The sequence below is a fragment of the Azoarcus taiwanensis genome (assembly GCF_012910885.1).
GTDB classification, from domain to species: Bacteria; Pseudomonadota; Gammaproteobacteria; order Burkholderiales; family Rhodocyclaceae; genus Azoarcus_F; species Azoarcus_F taiwanensis.
The window spans coordinates 1-18,001 of the sequence record NZ_WTVM01000003.1; the positions used below are offsets into that span (position 1 = coordinate 1).

Here is an 18,001-nt window from a genome sequence, read left to right on the forward strand (position 1 = left end):
AAAAAGTCGCCATCATCGGCGAGAACGGCGTCGGCAAGACCACGCTGATGAAACTGCTCATGGGCGAGCTTTCGCCGCAGAAGGGCGCGATCAAGTGGGCCGAGAAGGCCAAGCCGGGCTATTATGCACAGGACCACTCTGCCGACTTCGCTGGCACCGAGAAGCTTACCGACTGGATCTCGGAATATGCCCGGGTCACCGCGGCGGCCAACGGCGAGGATCTCGAGACCCTGATCCGCGGCACCCTCGGCCGCCTGCTGTTTTCCGGCGACGAGGTGCGCAAGTCGGTCAACGTGATCTCCGGCGGCGAACAGGGCCGTATGCTGTTCGGCAAGCTGATGCTGTCACGGCCCAACGTGCTGCTGATGGACGAGCCGACCAACCACCTCGACATGGAATCCATCGAGTCGCTCAACACCGGGCTCGAAAAGTTCGCCGGTACGCTGGTTTTCATCTCGCACGATCGCGAGTTCGTCTCCTCGCTGGCGACCCGCATCGTCGAGATCAAGCTCGACGGCAGCATCACCGACTACCGCGGCAGCTACGAGGAATACCTCGCCAGCCAGGGGCTGGACTGAGCATCCCGACACTCGCCAATGCAAGACCTGCCCGCCCGACGCCTGCCGTCCGGCGGGCTTTTCGATTAGACCACCTGCGACCCACGCCATGAACCCGCAAGACACGCCCGCTTCCGACAAAAGCCGCGCCAAAAAGCTCGAACTCAAGCTCGAGGCCCTCATCTTCGCCAGCCGCTGGTTGCTGGCACCGTTCTTCATCGGACTGATCATCGCAATCCTGGTGCTGCTGGTGAAGTTCGGCAAGGAACTGATCGCATTGCTGATGGGCGTGCTGGGCGTAATCGAGCACGACTCGGTGATCTCCATCCTGACCCTGGTCGACACCATGCTGATCGCCGCGCTGCTGTTGATCATGATCTTCAGCGGCTACGAGAACTTCGTCTCCAAGCTCTACACCGGCGACAACGAAGACCGCCCCGCGTGGATGGGCAAGGTCGGCTTCTCGGATCTCAAGATGAAGCTCATCGGCGCCATCGTCGCGATCTCGGCCGTCGAGCTGCTAAAAGCCTTTCTGGTGAGCCACCAGATGACCGGCGAGGAGCTGGGCTGGAAGATCGCCATCCACCTCACGTTCGTGTTGTCGGGGCTGCTATTCGCGATCTCGGACTGGATCTCCGAGCAGCGCAAGAGCGGCAAGTGAGCCCCGTCGTGGGGCTCGAACTCACCATTTGCCGACGTTGAACATCGTCGCCGGTAACCACATCGCGATCGCCGGCACCGCCAGCACCACCAGCAGGCCCAGGAGCAGCAGGAACACGTAGGGAATCACGCCACGCACGATCTCGATCATCGGCGCACGGGTGATCGCCTTGATCGTAAACAGGTTCATGCCCACCGGCGGCGTGATCAGGGCCAGTTCCAGATTGATCATCAGCAGCACGCCATACCACACCGGGTTGATGCCGAGGTGGAGCATCACCGGCAGGATCACCGGCGTGGTGATCAGGATGATCGAGATGGTCTCGAGGAACATGCCGAGGATGAAGATGAGCAGCATCGCCAGCAGAAGGAACTCGAGAGTGCCGATACCGAGCTGGGTAACGAGGCCGACGATCTCCTGCGGAATGCGCATCTTGGTCAGCACATGGCCGAAGATGCTCGCGCCGGCCAGAATCATGAACAGCATCGCCGAGGTCCGGCACGCGGCGACCGCCGCGTGCCACAGATCGCCGAAACCGAAGTTGCGATAGACCACGACCGCGATCAGCAGGGCCGCCATCGCGCCGACACCGGCCGCCTCGGTCGCGGTGAAGATGCCGAAATACATCCCGCCCAGCACCAGCACCGGCAGCATCAACGACCAGAAGGACTTGCGCACCGCAGTGGCGAGTTCGGGCAGCGTGGCCCGCTTCTCCCGCCGGACGCCTTTCGAGATGAAGCGCGCATCGACCACGCACCACATCGAGAACATCAAGGCGAGCAACAGGCCGGGCACCATGCCGGCGACGAACAGCGCACCGATCGAGGATTCGGTGATGACGCCGTAAAGCACCATCGGACCCGAGGGCGGAATGAGAATGCCCAGCGTGCCACCGGCCGCAACCAGACCGTAGGCGGTGCGCGGTTTGTAGCCGTAGTGGATCATCTGCGGAATGGCGACCGCGCCGATGGTGAGCGCGGTGGCCACACTCGAACCCGAGATCGCGGCGAAGATGGTGCACGCGATCACCGTCGCGATACCAATCCCGCCCGGCAGGTGGCGGGTGAAGGTAAAGGCGGCGTCGTAGAGGTCATCGACCAGCTTGCCGCGGATCATCACATGCGCCATGAAGGCGAACAGCGGGATCGCGACCAGCAGGTAGTGGTTGAGCTTGCCGAAGACGATCTCGCCAAGGGCGCCGAGATCGCCCTGGGTGGCGAAGGTCAGCGCCCCACCGAAGATCGCCAGCCCGGCGAAGATCGGCAAGCCGGTGAGCAGGAGCAGCAGCGCGCCGAACAGCAGCAAAAGGAAGGTCATCGCCCACCTCCACCGCGGGGGTCATCATCCTGCGCCTGAACCGCGGCCGCAGCATGCGCCGCCTCACCCCGGCTGACCACGACCTCTTCACCGATGGCGATGCGCAACAAGCCCATCAGGGCGGCAAGACCGAACAGCGCACCGCCGACCGGTACCGCAAGCTGAACGATCCAGATCGGCACCTCGAGATGGCCGTAGGACTTCACGCCGAGCATCTTTGAGAAGGCCACGGTCTCCCAGCCCTCGACGACGAAGAACACGCCGGTGACGACCACCGCGAGCAAGGCCCAGACCGCGGCGATGCGTCGCCCCAGCGCACCGAGCCGGCTGGTCAGCAGATCGACCCCGATATGCTCGCCACGACGCATGGCATCGGCCGCGCCGAGCAGGACGATGGCGACCAGCAGAAAGCCGACGAGATCGTCCACCCAGGTCTGGGGTTGGTTGAGCACATAGCGCATCCCGACCGAGTACACGACCATGGCGAGCGAGGCGATCAGCGCGAGCGCCGAGAACGCCATCGCCAGCCAGCACAGGGCTGCGACGATGCGGTCGAGCCCGAGGACGACTGCGCGTGCCACCGTCGCGAGCGGACCGCGTACCGGGTGTTTCGAAGCTGTCATGTCATGAACCGAAGCAATGCGGCGACCGGCCTCGTGCCGGTCGCCGCGGTTCGTAGCCGTGGTGCCGCGATCAGAGGTTCTCGATCAACTCGACCAGTTTGGCGGCATCGTCGCCGAGCGCGCGAAACGCTTCGAGTACCGGCGGCTGCATCGCTGCCTTCCACACTTCGGCTTCTTCCGCAGTCTGCAGGTGCAGCACCATGCCCTTTTCCTGCAACTGGGTAATGGCCTGCTCGGCGGTGGCCTCGGTGACCGCGATGACGTCCTGCTCGGCCTTGGCCGCCGCGCGCTCGATACCGGCGCGAACGTCGTCCGGCAGGCGATCCCACCACGTGGGGGTCACGAAAAGGTGGAAATACACTGCGAAGAACGGCGTCACGGTGCCGTACTTCTGCACCTCGTAGAAGCGACGGCTGTAACCGGCGGACACGTCGGTCAGACCGGCGTCGATCACCCCGGTCTGCAAGGCCTGATAGACCTCCGAGCCGGGCATGGTCGCCGGTGCGGCGTTGACCGCGACGAAGGCTTCATCGACCAGACGCGAAAGCCCGCGGATCTTCTTGCCCGCAAAGTCGGAGGTCTGGACCAGCGGTTTGGCGTTCGAGGTGAAGATGCTCTGACGGGTGGTGTACAACCAGGCGATGTTGCGCACGCCCTTTTCCAGCAGCTTGGCCTCGAGCATGCGCGCGGCCTCGGAGCCCGGGAAGCGCTGCAGCCGGTCGAGATCGGTCATGAAATACGGGAGGGTCATGACGTTCATCTCGGGCAGCGTGCCGCCCCACTGGAAGTTGGTCACCACCGCAGCCTCCACCTGCCCCCGCGCCACCGCAGCGTGGTTCTGCGCCCCGCGGAAAGCCTGTTCCGCACCGAAGATCTGCACTTCGACCCGGTTGCCGGTTTCCCGCGCAACATCTTCGGCGAAGCGGTCGAGGGTCTGCGCAATGTGGTGGGTGGGCGGCAACTGGTGACTGAGGCGCATCGTGAAGTCGGCGGCAGTGGCAATGCCGATGCTGGCCGCAACGAGCAGGCTGGCGAGCAGGGTGTGTTTCATCAGGGTCTCCTTTTTTGGTGTGAGCGGGCGATTACGAACCGACGATCTGTGGTGCGGCATCGTCCGTGGTGCAGGCGAAGGGTCGCAGGCGGGGTCCGGCGACACCGACATGCCCTTCAAGCGGATGCCCGACCGCCTGTTCGACGGCCCGGCGGGTTTCGAGCAAGGCATCGAGGTCGATGCCGGTTTCATGGCCCATCAGTTCTAGCATGTGCACCAGATCCTCGGTGCACACGTTGCCGGACGCGCCGGGCGCGAACGGACAGCCACCCAGCCCGCCGATGCAGGCGTCGAAGCGCACGATGCCCGACTGCAGCCCGGCAAGCGCGTTGGCCAGTCCGAGTCCTCGGGTGTCGTGAAGATGCAGACCGAAACGCGCCTCGGGGTAGCGGCGCAAGACCTCGTCGCACAAGGCCGCGACCTGGGTCGGATACGCCATGCCGGTGGTGTCGGCAAGGGAAATGTCTTGAATGCCGGTGGCGAGAAAGCGCTCGATGAGGCCGAAGACCCGCGCCGCGGGAATGTCGCCCTCGAGCGGACAGCCGAAGGTCATCGAGATCGCGCCGCTGAGCGCGGTGTTGGCGGCACGGCTCATGTCGGCAACCGCGGCGAACCCGGCAAACGAGTCGTCGATGCTGCGTCCGGCATTGGCGTTGTTGTGGGCCTCGGACGCGGAGACGACCACCGCGATCTCGTCCACGCCGGCCTTGATTGCGCGCCCCGCGCCGCGCGGCGTCATCGCGAGCGCCACGTAGGTCGTGCCCGGTCGGCGCCTGATGCGCGCGAACACCTCCTCGGCATCTGCGAGCGCCGGCACCGCCCGGACGGATACGAAGGAGGTGGCCTCGATGCGCGAAAAGCCGAGATCCGAGATGCGGTCGAGCAGGGCGACTTTGACATCGGTGCTCAGAATCGTGGGCTCGATCTGAAGCCCGTCGCGCATCACGACTTCGGTCAGCATCACAGGCGGACGCAACACCGGACTCATGCCTCAACCCCGTTCGGATCGGGCATTGCCACCACGCCCCGCGCCAGCAGGTCGTCGATGCTGGCCTCATCGACTCCCGCGGCCCGCAACACCTCGCGGGTATGCTCGCCGACGCGCGGTCCCAGCGCCCGCACGCTGCCGGGCGTCGCCGACAGCTTGGGCACGATGCCGGGCATCCACAACCGTTCGCGCTCGTCGAGCGGCGCGGACAGAATCATGTCGCGCGCACGGTACTGTTCGTCGTCACAGATGTCGGCAATGCTGTAGATCTTGCCGTGCGGCACGTCCGCGCCCTTGAGCACCGCCATGACCGCCGCGGCGTCGTGCGACGCGCACCAGTCGACGATCGCCCCCTCGATGATTTCGGCATGGGCCGCACGCCCGGAATTCTGCGCGAAACGCGGATCCTCGCCGATGTCCTCGCGCCCGATGGCCGACATCAGGCGGCGGAAAATGCCGTCGCCATTCGCAGCGATGATGATGTTCACGCCATCGCGCGACACATAGGTGTTGGACGGCACGATGCCGGTCAGGTTGGAGCCGGTGCGTTCGCGCACCTCTCCGTACATCGCGTACTCGGGCACCGCGCATTCCATCAGGTTGAACACCGATTCGTACAGGGCGACATCCACCACCTGGCCCTTGCCGCCATTGGCATCGCGATGGCGCAACGCCATCAGCGCGCCGATCACCGCGTGCAGCCCGGCGACCGAATCGCCGATGGACAGGTTCAGTCGCACCGGCGGCCGGTCGGGATAGCCGGTCACATAGCGCAGCCCGCCCATCGACTCGCCGATCGCACCGAAACCGGGTTGGTCGCGCATCGGTCCGGTCTGACCAAAGCCGGAGACACGAACCATGACCAGACCGGGGTTCTCGGCCGACAGTGCCTCATAGCCAAGCCCCCATTTTTCCATAGTACCGGGGCGGAAGTTCTCGACCACGATGTCGGCCTCGCGCGCGAGCCTCCGAACCAGCATCTGCCCATCCGCAGTGCGCAAATCGATGGCGACCGACTTCTTGTTGCGGGCCTGGACGTACCACCACAGTGAGGTGCCCTGGTAGAGCCTGCGCCAGCTTCGCAAGGGATCCCCCTGTCCGGGCGGCTCGACTTTGATCACATCGGCACCGAACTCGGCCATCATCCGGGCTGCGAAGGGGCCGGCAATGAGTTGGCCGAGTTCGAGCACCCGGATACCGGAGAGGGGTCCCTGCACATTGTCTCCTTGCAAGATCATTTAGCTTTTTGAAGGCTTTGAACACGCCAGATCGCTGTGGCCCGATGATGCGTACCCGCCAGATTACTTGTGTAATCTTTGCTCTGATGAATCGTAGTGCGTGTTGCGCTGCGTCGGCCAGCCACGATTTCTGCTGCTATCATTAGTTTTTCTAAATTCAATGCGGGTCGCGCCCGACCGTGAGTCGTCCACGTATACCTTTAACCGCAATTCGAGCCTTCGAGTCCGCCGCGCGGCGATCCAGCATTGCACAGGCGGCTTCGGAGTTGTGCGTCACCCCCGGAGCAGTAAGTCAGCAGGTACGCCAGCTGGAGGATTGGGTCGGCGTACCCCTGTTTGAACGCGCGGGTCGTGGCCTGCGGCTCACGATCGAAGGCCGACAGTTGTCCGAGCGCCTCGGCCCTGTGTTCGAGCAGCTCGAACGGGCGATCACCGACGTACGCTCAAGTGCAGCGCCCGATCATCTTCGCCTGCGGCTTGCACCGACTCTAGCGATACGGTGGCTGGTACCCAAACTCGGCGATTTCATCGGACGTCATCCGGGACTGGAGGTCGAAGTGAGCACCAGCGCCGTCGCTGACGAAGGGGCGCTGGATGGCTTCGACCTGACAGTTCGCATACACACGTCGCGGCCGGAGCGCGAGGAGGCGCTGCTTCTCTTCCGCGACGCCTTCACTCCGGTTTGCAGCCCGGAAACCGCGCGTCAGCTGCGTGCCCCGTCGGACCTCGACAGGCTGCCTCGGCTGCATTCGATGATTCGGCCGGAGTCCTGGCAGATCTGGCTCGACGGCACCGGCCTGGCACTCGACCCCCTTGCCGGCCCGAAGTTTGCCAACGCCGCGCTCGCCTACCAGGCAGCCGCCGAAGGTCTCGGTGTCGCAATCGGGCAGCGTGTCTATGTGGAAGCCGATATCGAGGCAGGCCGACTGGTCGCGCCTTTTGAGGGTTTCGTCGGATCCGACATGGGCTACTGGCTGGTCAATGCTCGGCACAAATCGGCCTGGCCCAAGGTTCGCGCCTTCCGCGAATGGTGCGCCAGACTCGTCGGAGAGCAGAGCGACCAGACCAGCACATGACCAGAGGTCGCAGCAGCCGTGGGCCGGTCAGGTCCCGATGCGTTCGTCCACCGCCCGCCCCCAGAAGCTGTCCGACGGGGCCCGCCAGGCACGCCGGTGCAGCGACTCGAGAGCGCCACGGCTCAGCGCCAGCTGCGTCACCTCGCGTGACGTCAGGTTTTCGGGTCCTTCGCGCTCGCAGCGTGCTACCAGACGCGCGATGGTTTCGGACTTCACCCCGGGACGATTGTCGCGGGTGGTCGCGACGTGCACCCGGTTGAGTACGGGGTCGACCACGACATGAATGAAGGCCGAGCGGTCGCCTCGCTCGCTGACGACCGTTTGCGCCTCGCGCACCGCTGAGATCACCGCTACCGTGTTGCGCTCTTCGGGCGACTGCAACAGACCATAACGTTTCAGGAATGCGCCGACGGAGATCCGCGCGGAAACCACTGATACCGGTGCCGCAACGATGAGCGGAATCGCCACCGGCAAAGACCAGAAGAAGAAGAGCGGGTCGAGCCACCACGCCAGGATCGCCCAGCATCCGGCCAGCAAGGAGCCGGGCGCCTGATCTACGAGCGCCTCGCGCCAGGTCGTTTCCTCACTGCGGTTCTGTCCCGCCCAGCGCAGCTTCACACCGGACAGCCCCTCGACCACGTGACGACTGTGCGAAAGCATCCGGATCGGCGCCATCAGCGTGGAGACCAGGATCTCGAGCAGGACCGACAACAGCAAGCGAAAGCCTCCTCCAAAGTCCGCGCTTCGCCCCCGCAGAGCGACATCGATCAATGCCAGCCACTTGGGAAGAAACAGCAGCAAGACAGTTGCTCCGGCCAAACCCAGCGCCCACTCGGGGTTCCATTTCGGCCAAACTGGAAACGGGCTATGCGGAACCGGAAAGTAGTCGATTGGAAACAGCACCAGCCGCGCTGTGGCAACAGTCGTCAAGCCCAGAAAAGCAAGCCATAGCGGCGATGCGAGATAAGACATGACACCGTTGAGCAGGGCCAGGCGGTGAGCCATGCGCAAGCGTCTTCCGAACAGCAGCAGCCACAGGTGCTGGAGGTTACCCTTGGCCCATCGCTTGTCGCGCGCCAGTTCGTCGACCAGGCTGGGTGGAGACTCCTCGTAACTGCCCTGCAGCTCCGGCTCCAGCCAGACCTCGTATCCGGCCCGAGCCATGTAGGCGGCCTCGACGAAGTCGTGGCTCGAGATCGGGCCCCTGAACGGGCCGAATCCACGCAGCTTGCGCAGACCGCAATGCGCCATGAAAGGGGCCACGCGAATGATCGCATTGTGTCCCCAGTACGCGGCCTCGCCTAGCTGATAGGCGCTCAGGCCAGCAGTGAACATCGGACCGTAAAGGCGACTCGAGAACTGCTGCGCTCGAGCGAACATCGATTCAGCATTGACGATACCGGGGCTGGTCTGGATTATCCCCACACCCGGTTCGCGCTCCATCAGCCGGACCATGTCGACCAGTGTCCCGCCATCCATGATGCTGTCCGCATCGAGCACGATCATGTATTCGTAGCGCCGACCCCATCGGCGCAGAAAGTCTGCGACGTTGCCGCTTTTGTAGTTCATGTTGATCGGACGACGCCGATAGAACAACCGCCCGAAGGCACCCAGCTCACGGCAAAGCTCGTACCACACGGTCTTCTCCGACAACCAGTGGTCCGGGTCGCGACTGTCCGAGAGGATGTGAAACTCGAAGTGCTCGAGCTGGCCGGTCTCTTCGAGCGAGCGGTAAATCGCGCGCAGACCGCCGAGCGTGCGTGCGATCGGTTCGTTGTAGATCGGCATGACGATTGCTGTGCGCGCCAGTGGCGTCGCTTCCAGCACACCGCGCGAATGACGTTGCAGGAGTCCCTGCGGGTCACCGCCAGCAAGGCGGACGACAAAACCTGTGAAACCCACCCAGAATCCGACCGAAATCCAGCCGAACAAAACCGCAAACAACGCGAGCAGACCGATCTCCACCGCGTTGCCACCTTGATACGGCAACACCTGGCGCATGATCGTGACACCGAGTGCGGTCTGACCGACCACCACCAGCGTCAGCACACTTCGCCGTACGAACGCGGCGCGCTTCCAGGAAGGTTTGGTCATGGCGCGTAGCCGATGCTGCCGCGGACCATTGTCGGCGTGACCGGTGGCAGTAGCGGCTCCGGCGGAGTGAAGGCGTCGTCCAATTGCGTCATCAGTCGCGTGTACGCGGCGGTCTCGTCGATCGGCTTTCCATGAACCGCCTCCTCCGCGATCACGCGGGACACCACCCCCAGCACCCGGCGCTCGACTACGGCATCGATGTCCAGTCCGCACAACCGGAGATAACCAAGCGCCCGGTGTAGTAGCCGCTCGCTCATCGTCATGGCCATGGTCAACGCCTCTTGACCAGGATGTCGTTGTCCGAGGGAAGCCGATATGACCAGGTTTCGCTCAACGCGTTTTCCCCATCGCTCAGGAACGCACGCAAGGCAACCGACTTGCCCGCCTCGGGTTTGACCAACGCGGACATTCGCCAGGTTTTCAGCGCCGCATTGAACTCCACGAAGTGTTCCAGCACTTCGGTACCGTCCAGTCCGGTGACCCTGGAGAGCACCTCACCGCCTTCGGCCTGCCTGGGCAGCGAGCCTCCCTCGAAGTCGACCACGAAACGGTAGGCGCCCGGGACATTGCCCCCGCCAACGACGCTGCCATCGCCGACGAAAGTATTCACAGTGCGCGCCAGACCAGTCTCGACTGGGTCACCGGGTCCGAAGCCGACCGTCCACTCGAATCGATAGGCTTCGCGAGCCTTGACAGGTTCGACGGGCTTCCAGAATGCCACGATGTTATCGTTGGTTTCGGTATCGGTCGGAATCTGCACCAGAACCACGTGCCCGGCACCCCACTCGGAGCGGGGTACTACCCAGGCACCTGGTCTCCGCTCATAGCGGGCCCCAAGATCTTGGTAGGACGAGAAATCGACGTCACGCTGCAGCAGTCCGAAGCCGGCCAGGCGCTCGACTGCGAACCAGTCCATCTCGAGGTTGACCGGGTTGAGCAAAGGCCGCCATAACCATTCTCCACTCGCGCCGTCCGCAATCAGGAGTCCGTCCGAATCATGCACCTCACCACGCCACTCGCCGCGCGGTCGCCCGGTGTTTTCGCCGTAGAAGAACATGCTCGTCAGCGGCGCCACACCAAGCTGCTCGATCTCACCGCGCGGAAAGAGCACGGCCTTCACATCCAGCCGGGTCGTCTCCCCTGGTGTGGCGACGAATTCGTAGGCCCCAGTGAGGTCTTCGCCATCGAGAAGACCATAGAACCGGACAGTGTGGTCATCCGGCGACGGCTGCTCCAGCCAGAATTCGACGAAGGACGGGAACCGCTCACCCCGGGGCAGGCCGGTATCGATGGCGACGCCACGCCCTGAGATGCCCCATGCGTTGTCACGGCCGACCCCGCGAAAGTAGCTTGCACCGGCAAACACGAGAAACTGGTTCTGCTCTTTCTCGGCGGCCAGAGGGAAAGTCAACCGGAAACCGGCGTAGCCGAGATCGGCCGGCACGCGCCTTTCGATCTCCGGATCGCTGTAGCTGAAATCCGACTTGCGGAAGTCCAGGGGCTGGACCTCTTCGCCTTCGATGACGTTGATCCGCACAGGATGGGTATAGAACAGCCCCGCGGGGAAGAACATGACCTGAAACCGACTGTCGGAACCGGCCCACAGACTGCTGGCCGGTTCGAAACGGATGCCTTGATACTGGTCGTAGCTCAGCTCCCGCATCACGCGGGGGATCGGTTCGGGCGCCCGGTAAGTCTGCTCGGCCAGCGCACGGGCCCGCTCTGCAAGCGTATCGAGGTCGAACGCGAGCGCATGGACAGGGGAAAAACAGGCGAACGCAAATGCGCCCACGAAAAACGTATCGCGTACGGTATGCATGCTCAACAGTGCAAGGGAAGAGGCGGGGTAAGGGCGAACCTTTGGGCAGTCGGTCGATCAGTTGCTTCAACCCCGACGCATGCGCAGATTCAGTTCGATCAGAGAAACCTTCGCCACCCTTGCCAAAGGCAAAGTCACGGGCGGCAACTGCGGAGAGGAAGTGCGTCTTGAAGATTCGATTGAATCAGGTTTCGATAGCGCGAATCATCGGCTTTCGGATGCGCTAAATCAAGTACCCGAGGGACATGTTTTTTCGGCTCTTGACTCATGCGCCGCCGCCAGCACCGCTGCCATTACCTCGTGGTCGATCCGCTCGGTGTCGCCGGTTGGAACAAAGGCGGTCACACCGATGCGAATTCGCGCTTCGTTGGTGGTGACCATGCGGATGCGAGGCTCGATGGCGGGCATCTCAACGCCGGAGCGACGGCGAATCAGCTGGTTGTAGCGCTGCGCGACTTCCCTGCTGTCGACGATCGCGGCGGTCATGGCCGCTTCCATCACGCGAGCGGTCTCGGTCGGATCATCCTCCCTTTCGATGGTGATCTCGACGCTGTGATAGACGAACTTCTTGTAGAAATTCTCGTTCACGACGTTGGTGGTAAGGAATACGCTGTTGGGCAGGGTCACGGTGCGACCGGTGAAGCGGTGGCCGCGAGCGGGCGGCTCGAGTTCCTGCAGCGTCACCGACATGATCGACTGGTCGACGACCTCGCCACGCAGCTCCCCGATGCGAACCCAGTCTCCGACCGAAAAGGCGCCGGTGGAGGTGCGAAGCAGGCCACCGGTGATGCACAGGATGAGCTCCTTCGTGGCGATGACCAGCGCCACCAGGAAGGCGGTCACCGACAGCGCGAAGGTGCGCAGGGCCGGCGCCCAGATCAGGATCAGGCCGACCACCAGCACCAGCACCAGCGCATTGCGCGACCAGGAGATCAATCGGCGCCGCTCGTCGGGAATGAAGTCCTCGCGACCTCGCAACAGCTTTTCGACCAGCTTGCGCACCAGCACGAAAACACTGACCAGAATCAGCGTCGAAAGCAGCTGATTGCCGGAGAACAGGCTGGTGAGCGTCTCTTGGATCATCGTAGAAACCTCAGTTGGACGCGTTCGAATGTGCGTCTGGTGCGTCGTCTGGCAAGGCGCAACGAGGCAGCATGGTTGTTCCCTGCAACGAGAAGCAACGCAGCCAGGCGGCGCACCGGGCGTGCAATCGGGCGCGTAGCGGACTCACCCATTGGGTGACCGTTGTCGAAGCTGCGTATCCCAAGCTCTGTAAGGCATTCAAGATCATGGAGAGCGATCAACTGAGGTTTCTAGGATCATGCTTGTACCCGCCCTGCGCGGTTCTGGAGATGGACTGCCGCCAGTTTAAGTCGGGCGTACCGGCGCGTGCAAAACTGCAGACGGGCATGTCGCTCGCAGCGGCTCCCGGCTCAGGTCCACAACGCATCGAGCCGGGTGTCCGGCGCGTAGCGATGGGCGATCTGTGCCTGCAACAGCTCGCCGGTGGCGAGTGCATCGGTGAGCGCGTGGTGCAGGCCATAGCGTGGCAATCCGTAGCGCGCGCGGCTCGCGGCCAGACGTATGGATACCTGCTCGGTTCGAGCGAACAGGCGGGCGAAGAATCCAGGCCTGCGGCGCGGATGCAGCTCGGCCTCGAGCGCCATCGTGTCGATGGTCGGAAACTCGATGCCCTCGCCGATGCGCGGCTTGAGGGCCTGGTCCAGGAACTGGCGCTCGATGTCACGGCAATGCACCACGACGATTCGCCCGACCATTGCCTCGAGCACTTCACCGAGAATGGATTGCAGGTCCGGCGCCTCCTCAACCTGCGAGTCAGTGATGCCGTGAAGCGTGACCGAGGTTTCGTCCAAGCGCACCCTCGGACGCACAATCCAGTGCCTCGAGGCGCTCGCGTGGATACGCTCGAGTGTCATCGGCACCAGCCCGATGCTGACGATGCCGTCACGCACCGGATCGAGACCGGTGGTTTCGACGTCCAGCGCAACCATCGGCACCTCAGCCAGCGGAGTGTCTCCGGCAGGCAATCCAGCGGCGTAGTAGGCTCGCAGGCGGGGGTCATGCGCGGCGTCGGCGAGCTCGGCGAAACGCGCGGGCCAGTCCGGCGCACGGCGGGCGCGCGGGGTGCGCCTGCTCTCCTTGTCGTCAAGTTTGCCGAGGTAGAACATCCAGCTCAGTTCACCCGCCCGGGCTGGTAACGGTACTTCATGAATTTCTGCGCGTTGGACAGAATCAGGAAGGCGTCGCGCAGGCTCTTGCGCTCGAATTCGGAAAGGGTGTCCGGCTCCACGCTGTTGTCCGGCTCCTCGCCTGCGGCTAGCGAAACCGCCTGGTTGCGGATGCGAACGATGGAGATGAACTCCAGTGCGTCCACCAGATCCTGGCCGCGGCCGAGCGGCAGAATGCTCGCATCGATGACGTCACGCAGGCGTTCGAAGCTGTTCACCGAGATCGAACCGACCGCAAGCGCATGCACCCGCACCAGGTCGGCCAGCGGCGCGGTGCCGCGCCGCTTGAGGTTGATCGCGCGGCTGTGTCTACCATCGGCCTCGACGACGAAGTCCTTGAAGAACCCCAACGGCGGCGTGCGCAGCAAGGCGTTGCGCGCCATGCAGGCAAGAAATCGCGGGCTGGCCTGTGCTTTCTGCGCGATCACGCGGCGCAGGGCGTCGACCCACTCGGTCTTGCCCCAAACGCCTTCAAGGTCGAAGAAGATGTTGGCGTTGAGCAGGGACTCCGGCGTCGGTTTGTCGATCCAGTCCGCGAAGGTCCGCTTCCAGACGGCCAGCGGTTGCCGCCAGCGCGGGTTGGTCGCCATGATGCCGCCACTGCAGTAAGTGTAGCCACAGCGCGCGAGACCATCGCTGACGAAGGCGGCCAGCTCGGCAAAGTAGGCATCGTGTACCGCCGGGTCGAAACGGTCGTCCAGGATCAGGGCGTTGTCCTGATCGGTGACGATGAGTTGCTCCTGTCGCGCCATCGATCCCATCGCCAGAAAGCAGTACGGTACAGGAGGCGGGCCGAGCTTTTCCTCGGCCAGTTCCAATAGTCGTTGCTTGAAGCTTCGCCCGATCGCGGCCATGGCCGAGCCGATCATGCGCGAGTTGGCATCCTCGGTGACCATGCGCGTGAAGCAGGCGTGAACGTCCGGCAGCAAGCCGACCAGGCCGTCGACATCGGTCTGGCGGAAGATGCTGCCGACCACGAACAGGCTGTTGCGGGATTCGTAGTGGATGATGTCGGACAGCGCGATCACGCCGAGTGGCCGGCGGTGGCGCATCACCGGCAAATGGTGAACGTTGTGGCGCAGCATCAGCATCATCGCCTCGAACACCAGCTGGTTGTGATCGACGGTAACCAGGTCGCCACTCATGATCTCGGTCACCGGTGTGTCGTACGACAGACCCGGCGCTACCAGCCGGGTGCGCAGATCGCGGTCGGTAACGATGCCCGCGACAAGCGCGAGATCGCCGGGCGCTGCCTCCTCGTCCATGACCAGCACCGACGACACCCCCTCCTCGGTCATGCGTTGCGCCGCCTCGCGCACCGTGGCGGACACATCGAGCAGCACCGCCTCACGGCCGACGAGGGTGTCCACGGTGGCCGACATCAACTGGTTGGCGTCTTCCTTGCGCGAGACCACATGGCGCAGGCGGGTCCGGTCCTCGATCTCCACCGCATCGGCGAAGGTCTCGTCATTATCGAACACCTCGCTGAAGACCGGCTCGGGCACCATGTAGAGAAGGGTGTCCTCGATTGCGCGGGCGGGAAAGCGTACCCGCTTGTTGCGCAACAGCCCGAACTCACCGAAATAGCCGCCCTCGGTGAGGCGGTTGTACAAGGTGCCATTGCGGCGATAGACCTCGACCGCTCCGCTGCGCACGATGTACCACCACTGCGCCTCGTCGCCGAACTCGCTGATCTGGGTGTCCGCCCTGCAATAGCGGACATCGACGGAAGTGGCGAGCTTGTGCAGCCATGTCTCGTCGAGCGAATCGAACGGCGGTCTGCCTCGAAAGAATTCGAGTATCTCGAGTTGCTCGTCCTTCATGCTCCTGCCCCGCCCCGGCGCTCAGCTACCGCGCGGTTCGCTGCGCAGGCCCATCACCACCGCTACGGTCGACATCAGCAGTACGATGGTAAAGGGCAACCCGGTGGATACCGCCATGGCCTGCAACGCCACCAGGCCGCCGCCGAGAATCAGCGCAATCGCGACAAGGCCCTCGAAGGTCACCCAGAACACCCGCTGGGGCGTCGGAGTATGCACTTTGCCACCCGAGGCGATGACGTCGATCACCAGCGAACCCGAATCCGAAGAGGTCACGAAGAACACCACCACCAGCACGATGGCGATGAACGAGGTGATCTGCGCCAGCGGCAGCACGTCGAGCATCGAGAACAGCTGCAGCGGCAGCGCGGCTTCGGCAGCGGCGGTGTAGTTGTCGCGCACCAGCTGGGCGATCGCGGTTTCGCCGAACACCGTCATCCACAATACGCAGGCAAGCGACGGCACGATGAGCACCGAGAAAATGAACTCGCGCACGGTACGGCCGCGCGACACCCGCGCAATGAACATGCCGACGAAGGGTGACCACGAGATCCACCAAGCCCAGTAGAAGGCGGTCCAGCCGGCGGCGAAGTTGGCATCCTCGCGCCCGACCGGATTGGACAGCGCCGGCAGGTTCTGCACGTAGGCCGCGAGATTGTTGAAGAAGCCGGTCAGGATCGCGACCGTCGGACCGACGACGATGACGAAGAGCATCAGCAGCACCGCGAGCGTCATGTTGACCTCGGACAGACGCTTGACCCCTTTCTCCAGCCCGGCGAGCACCGAAACCAGCGCGATCATGGTGATCGCCACGACGAGCACCACCTGGGTGGCGGTGCCCTCTGGCACACCGAAGAGGTAGTGCAGGCCGGCGGCTGCTTGTGAGGCACCGAGGCCAAGCGACGTCGCGAGGCCGAACAGGGTCGCGAACACCGCGAGGATATCGATGACGTGGCCGGGCCAGCCCCAAACACGCTCGCCGAGCAGCGGGTAGAACACCGATCGAATCGTCAACGGCAGGCCCTTGTTGAACGAAAACAGCGCCAGGCCCAGCGCGAGGATCGCGTAGATCGCCCAAGGGTGCAGCGCCCAGTGGAAGATCGTCGCCGCCATGCCGAGGCGCAACGCCGCCTCGCTGTCGCCGGCTGCAGCGCCGAGCGGCGCCCAGTCGGTGCGCACCCCACCTTCGGTCGCGGTGCCACCGAGCGCACTGCCAAAGTGCGACAAGGGCTCGGACACCCCGAAGAACATCAGGCCGATACCCATGCCTGCGGCGAAGAGCATCGAGAACCAGCCCAGATACGAAAAATCGGGCGTCGCTTCTGTGCCGCCGAGCCGCACCTTGCCGAGTGGAGACACCGCGAGCGCGATACACGCGACGACGAACACGTTGCCGGCGGCGATGAAGAACCAATCGAGATTGGTGGTGAGCCAGCTGCGCAAGGCACCGAACAAGGGTTCGACCTGGCCGTGGAAGGCGACCGTGAGAATCACGAACGCGATCACCGTCAGGGCCGAAATCGCGAACACCCGGTTGTGGATATCGAGACCGAACGGCCCGACATCGATCACCACGTTATCCTGCCCAATCTGATAATCGGTGTCGATCGGGCTGACCTCCCCGTCGGGGGTCATCAAGTCCTTCTTCTCTGTCATGCCAGCTCCCTGAGTTCTGGAATGGTGGCCGCAGACACGTCCGGTACGACGCGCTTACGACCGGCATTTGCGGATCACCGGTGGGCGCATCCGCTTATTCAGGGTAGCACGCGAGGGCAGGATGACCACGTGTCCGCCGGGCATCCGACAGCCTGCTAGAATCGTCGAAACGACTGACCAGCGGATCATGATCGGCATCTTCCTCGTCACCCACGGCACACTCGGCGAAGCGCTGATCCAGTGCGCCTGTCATGTGCTGAACAGGCGACCGCCCGCCATCGCCCAGCTCGGTGTATCTTCGCAGGACGACCCGCTCGACCTGTTGCCGCTCGCACACGAAATGCTGGGGTGGGTGGACCAGGGTCAGGGGGTCGTCGTGCTGACCGACATCTTTGGCGCAACACCGAGCAACCTCGCGAGCCGCCTGCTCGAACCCGGTCGTATCGAAGGGGTGGCCGGGGTCAATCTGCCGATGCTGCTGCGGGTGCTGACACATCGGGACAAGAATTTGGAAGCGCTTTTGCAGCGCGCGGTGTCGGGCGGTTGCGATGGTGTGATGAGAATGAGGTGAGGGAGCAATGCCGCGCAGGGAAGTGGAGATCATCAACAAGCTGGGGCTTCATGCGCGCGCGTCCGCGAAGCTCACCCAGACCGCCAGCGGTTTTTCATGCGACATCGCGCTCGAGCGCAACAATCGCCGCGTCAACGCCAAGAGCATCATGGGCGTCATGATGCTTGCTGCCGCCAGGGGCGCGACCATCGTCATCGATACCGAGGGCGAGGGCGCCGAAGAAGCCATGGAAGCACTCGTGACACTGATCGCGGACCGCTTCGGCGAGGAGGAGTGACGCG

At 63.8% G+C, this 18,001-nt stretch carries 17 protein-coding genes; 5 read left to right on the forward strand and 12 right to left on the reverse strand.

The window, feature by feature from the left end:
* On the forward strand, positions 1–578 hold a 578-nt coding region (locus GPA21_RS00770), incomplete at its 5' end, for an ATP-binding cassette domain-containing protein (RefSeq protein ID WP_168986304.1).
* 88 nt (positions 579–666) lie between these two features.
* Positions 667–1,218, forward strand: coding sequence for a TIGR00645 family protein (locus GPA21_RS00775; protein ID WP_168986305.1), 552 nt, complete (start codon positions 667–669; stop codon positions 1,216–1,218).
* Positions 1,219–1,239: 21 nt separating this feature from the next.
* Here the strand turns inward: GPA21_RS00775 and GPA21_RS00780 are convergent, their stop codons facing one another.
* The 5 genes from GPA21_RS00780 to GPA21_RS00800 form a co-directional block, all read right to left on the reverse strand.
* Positions 1,240–2,535: a TRAP transporter large permease gene (locus tag GPA21_RS00780; RefSeq protein WP_168986306.1), complete on the reverse strand. Its 1,296-nt coding sequence runs from the start codon at positions 2,533–2,535 to the stop codon at positions 1,240–1,242.
* Complete coding sequence (locus GPA21_RS00785) at positions 2,532–3,158, reverse strand: TRAP transporter small permease (RefSeq protein ID WP_168986307.1); 627 nt, start codon at positions 3,156–3,158, stop codon at positions 2,532–2,534. The genes GPA21_RS00780 and GPA21_RS00785 overlap by 4 nt, the downstream gene beginning before the upstream one ends.
* A gap of 70 nt (positions 3,159–3,228) precedes the next feature.
* The gene (gene dctP / locus GPA21_RS00790) at positions 3,229–4,209 is read right to left on the reverse strand and encodes a TRAP transporter substrate-binding protein DctP (protein ID WP_168986308.1); all 981 of its coding nucleotides are present in this window, start codon (positions 4,207–4,209) and stop codon (positions 3,229–3,231) included.
* Between the two features lie 31 nt (positions 4,210–4,240).
* Positions 4,241–5,197 (reverse strand): hydroxymethylglutaryl-CoA lyase, encoded by a 957-nt coding sequence (locus GPA21_RS00795; RefSeq protein ID WP_168986309.1) that lies wholly within the window; start codon positions 5,195–5,197, stop codon positions 4,241–4,243.
* Positions 5,194–6,414 (reverse strand): CaiB/BaiF CoA transferase family protein, encoded by a 1,221-nt coding sequence (locus GPA21_RS00800; protein ID WP_339379860.1) that lies wholly within the window; start codon positions 6,412–6,414, stop codon positions 5,194–5,196. The genes GPA21_RS00795 and GPA21_RS00800 overlap by 4 nt, the downstream gene beginning before the upstream one ends.
* A 200-nt stretch (positions 6,415–6,614) precedes the next feature.
* On the opposite strand from GPA21_RS00800, the gene GPA21_RS00805 reads away from it, so the two are divergent.
* Complete coding sequence (locus tag GPA21_RS00805) at positions 6,615–7,511, forward strand: LysR substrate-binding domain-containing protein (protein ID WP_168986311.1); 897 nt, start codon at positions 6,615–6,617, stop codon at positions 7,509–7,511.
* Positions 7,512–7,538: 27 nt separating this feature from the next.
* On the opposite strand, the gene mdoH is transcribed toward GPA21_RS00805, so the two are convergent.
* From mdoH to GPA21_RS00840, 7 genes are all read right to left on the reverse strand, one after another.
* Complete coding sequence (gene mdoH, locus GPA21_RS00810) at positions 7,539–9,605, reverse strand: glucans biosynthesis glucosyltransferase MdoH (protein ID WP_168986312.1); 2,067 nt, start codon at positions 9,603–9,605, stop codon at positions 7,539–7,541.
* Complete coding sequence (locus tag GPA21_RS00815; RefSeq protein WP_168986313.1) at positions 9,602–9,874, reverse strand: hypothetical protein; 273 nt, start codon at positions 9,872–9,874, stop codon at positions 9,602–9,604. The genes mdoH and GPA21_RS00815 overlap by 4 nt, the downstream gene beginning before the upstream one ends.
* Before the next feature lie 2 nt (positions 9,875–9,876).
* Positions 9,877–11,424: a glucan biosynthesis protein G gene (locus GPA21_RS00820; RefSeq protein WP_168986314.1), complete on the reverse strand. Its 1,548-nt coding sequence runs from the start codon at positions 11,422–11,424 to the stop codon at positions 9,877–9,879.
* A gap of 228 nt (positions 11,425–11,652) precedes the next feature.
* On the reverse strand, positions 11,653–12,507 hold the full coding sequence (locus GPA21_RS00825; protein WP_168986315.1) for a mechanosensitive ion channel family protein: 855 nt from the start codon (positions 12,505–12,507) through the stop codon (positions 11,653–11,655).
* 350 nt (positions 12,508–12,857) lie between these two features.
* Positions 12,858–13,613 carry a 3'-5' exonuclease gene (locus tag GPA21_RS00830; RefSeq protein WP_168986316.1) on the reverse strand — a complete coding sequence of 252 codons (756 nt, stop codon included), beginning with the start codon at positions 13,611–13,613 and terminating at the stop codon, positions 12,858–12,860.
* A gap of 5 nt (positions 13,614–13,618) precedes the next feature.
* Positions 13,619–15,496: a DUF294 nucleotidyltransferase-like domain-containing protein gene (locus GPA21_RS00835; protein WP_168986317.1), complete on the reverse strand. Its 1,878-nt coding sequence runs from the start codon at positions 15,494–15,496 to the stop codon at positions 13,619–13,621.
* Positions 15,497–15,517: 21 nt separating this feature from the next.
* On the reverse strand, positions 15,518–17,149 hold the full coding sequence (locus tag GPA21_RS00840; RefSeq protein ID WP_168986318.1) for a BCCT family transporter: 1,632 nt from the start codon (positions 17,147–17,149) through the stop codon (positions 15,518–15,520).
* Positions 17,150–17,336: 187 nt separating this feature from the next.
* Here GPA21_RS00840 and GPA21_RS00845 point away from each other — a divergent pair, with 187 nt between their 5' ends.
* Positions 17,337–17,720 (forward strand): PTS sugar transporter subunit IIA, encoded by a 384-nt coding sequence (locus GPA21_RS00845; RefSeq protein WP_168986319.1) that lies wholly within the window; start codon positions 17,337–17,339, stop codon positions 17,718–17,720.
* A gap of 7 nt (positions 17,721–17,727) precedes the next feature.
* Entirely contained in the window at positions 17,728–17,997 is a 270-nt protein-coding gene (locus GPA21_RS00850; RefSeq protein WP_168986320.1) for an HPr family phosphocarrier protein, read from the forward strand.
* Positions 17,998–18,001: the final 4 nt, after the last annotated feature.

Excerpts from the sequence above, each read along its gene's own strand:
- GPA21_RS00775 (WP_168986305.1), top strand. The coding sequence starts at position 667 with ATGAACCCGCAAGACACGCCCGCTTCCGACAAAAGCCGCGCCAAAAAG.
- GPA21_RS00780 (WP_168986306.1), bottom strand. The coding sequence starts at position 2,535 with ATGACCTTCCTTTTGCTGCTGTTCGGCGCGCTGCTGCTCCTGCTCACC.
- GPA21_RS00785 (WP_168986307.1), bottom strand. The coding sequence starts at position 3,158 with ATGACAGCTTCGAAACACCCGGTACGCGGTCCGCTCGCGACGGTGGCA.
- dctP (WP_168986308.1), bottom strand. The coding sequence starts at position 4,209 with ATGAAACACACCCTGCTCGCCAGCCTGCTCGTTGCGGCCAGCATCGGC.
- GPA21_RS00795 (WP_168986309.1), bottom strand. The coding sequence starts at position 5,197 with ATGAGTCCGGTGTTGCGTCCGCCTGTGATGCTGACCGAAGTCGTGATG.
- mdoH (WP_168986312.1), bottom strand. The coding sequence starts at position 9,605 with ATGACCAAACCTTCCTGGAAGCGCGCCGCGTTCGTACGGCGAAGTGTG.
- GPA21_RS00815 (WP_168986313.1), bottom strand. The coding sequence starts at position 9,874 with ATGGCCATGACGATGAGCGAGCGGCTACTACACCGGGCGCTTGGTTAT.
- GPA21_RS00820 (WP_168986314.1), bottom strand. The coding sequence starts at position 11,424 with ATGCATACCGTACGCGATACGTTTTTCGTGGGCGCATTTGCGTTCGCC.
- GPA21_RS00825 (WP_168986315.1), bottom strand. The coding sequence starts at position 12,507 with ATGATCCAAGAGACGCTCACCAGCCTGTTCTCCGGCAATCAGCTGCTT.
- GPA21_RS00830 (WP_168986316.1), bottom strand. The coding sequence starts at position 13,613 with ATGTTCTACCTCGGCAAACTTGACGACAAGGAGAGCAGGCGCACCCCG.
- GPA21_RS00835 (WP_168986317.1), bottom strand. The coding sequence starts at position 15,496 with ATGAAGGACGAGCAACTCGAGATACTCGAATTCTTTCGAGGCAGACCG.
- GPA21_RS00840 (WP_168986318.1), bottom strand. The coding sequence starts at position 17,149 with ATGACAGAGAAGAAGGACTTGATGACCCCCGACGGGGAGGTCAGCCCG.
- GPA21_RS00845 (WP_168986319.1), top strand. The coding sequence starts at position 17,337 with ATGATCGGCATCTTCCTCGTCACCCACGGCACACTCGGCGAAGCGCTG.
- GPA21_RS00850 (WP_168986320.1), top strand. The coding sequence starts at position 17,728 with ATGCCGCGCAGGGAAGTGGAGATCATCAACAAGCTGGGGCTTCATGCG.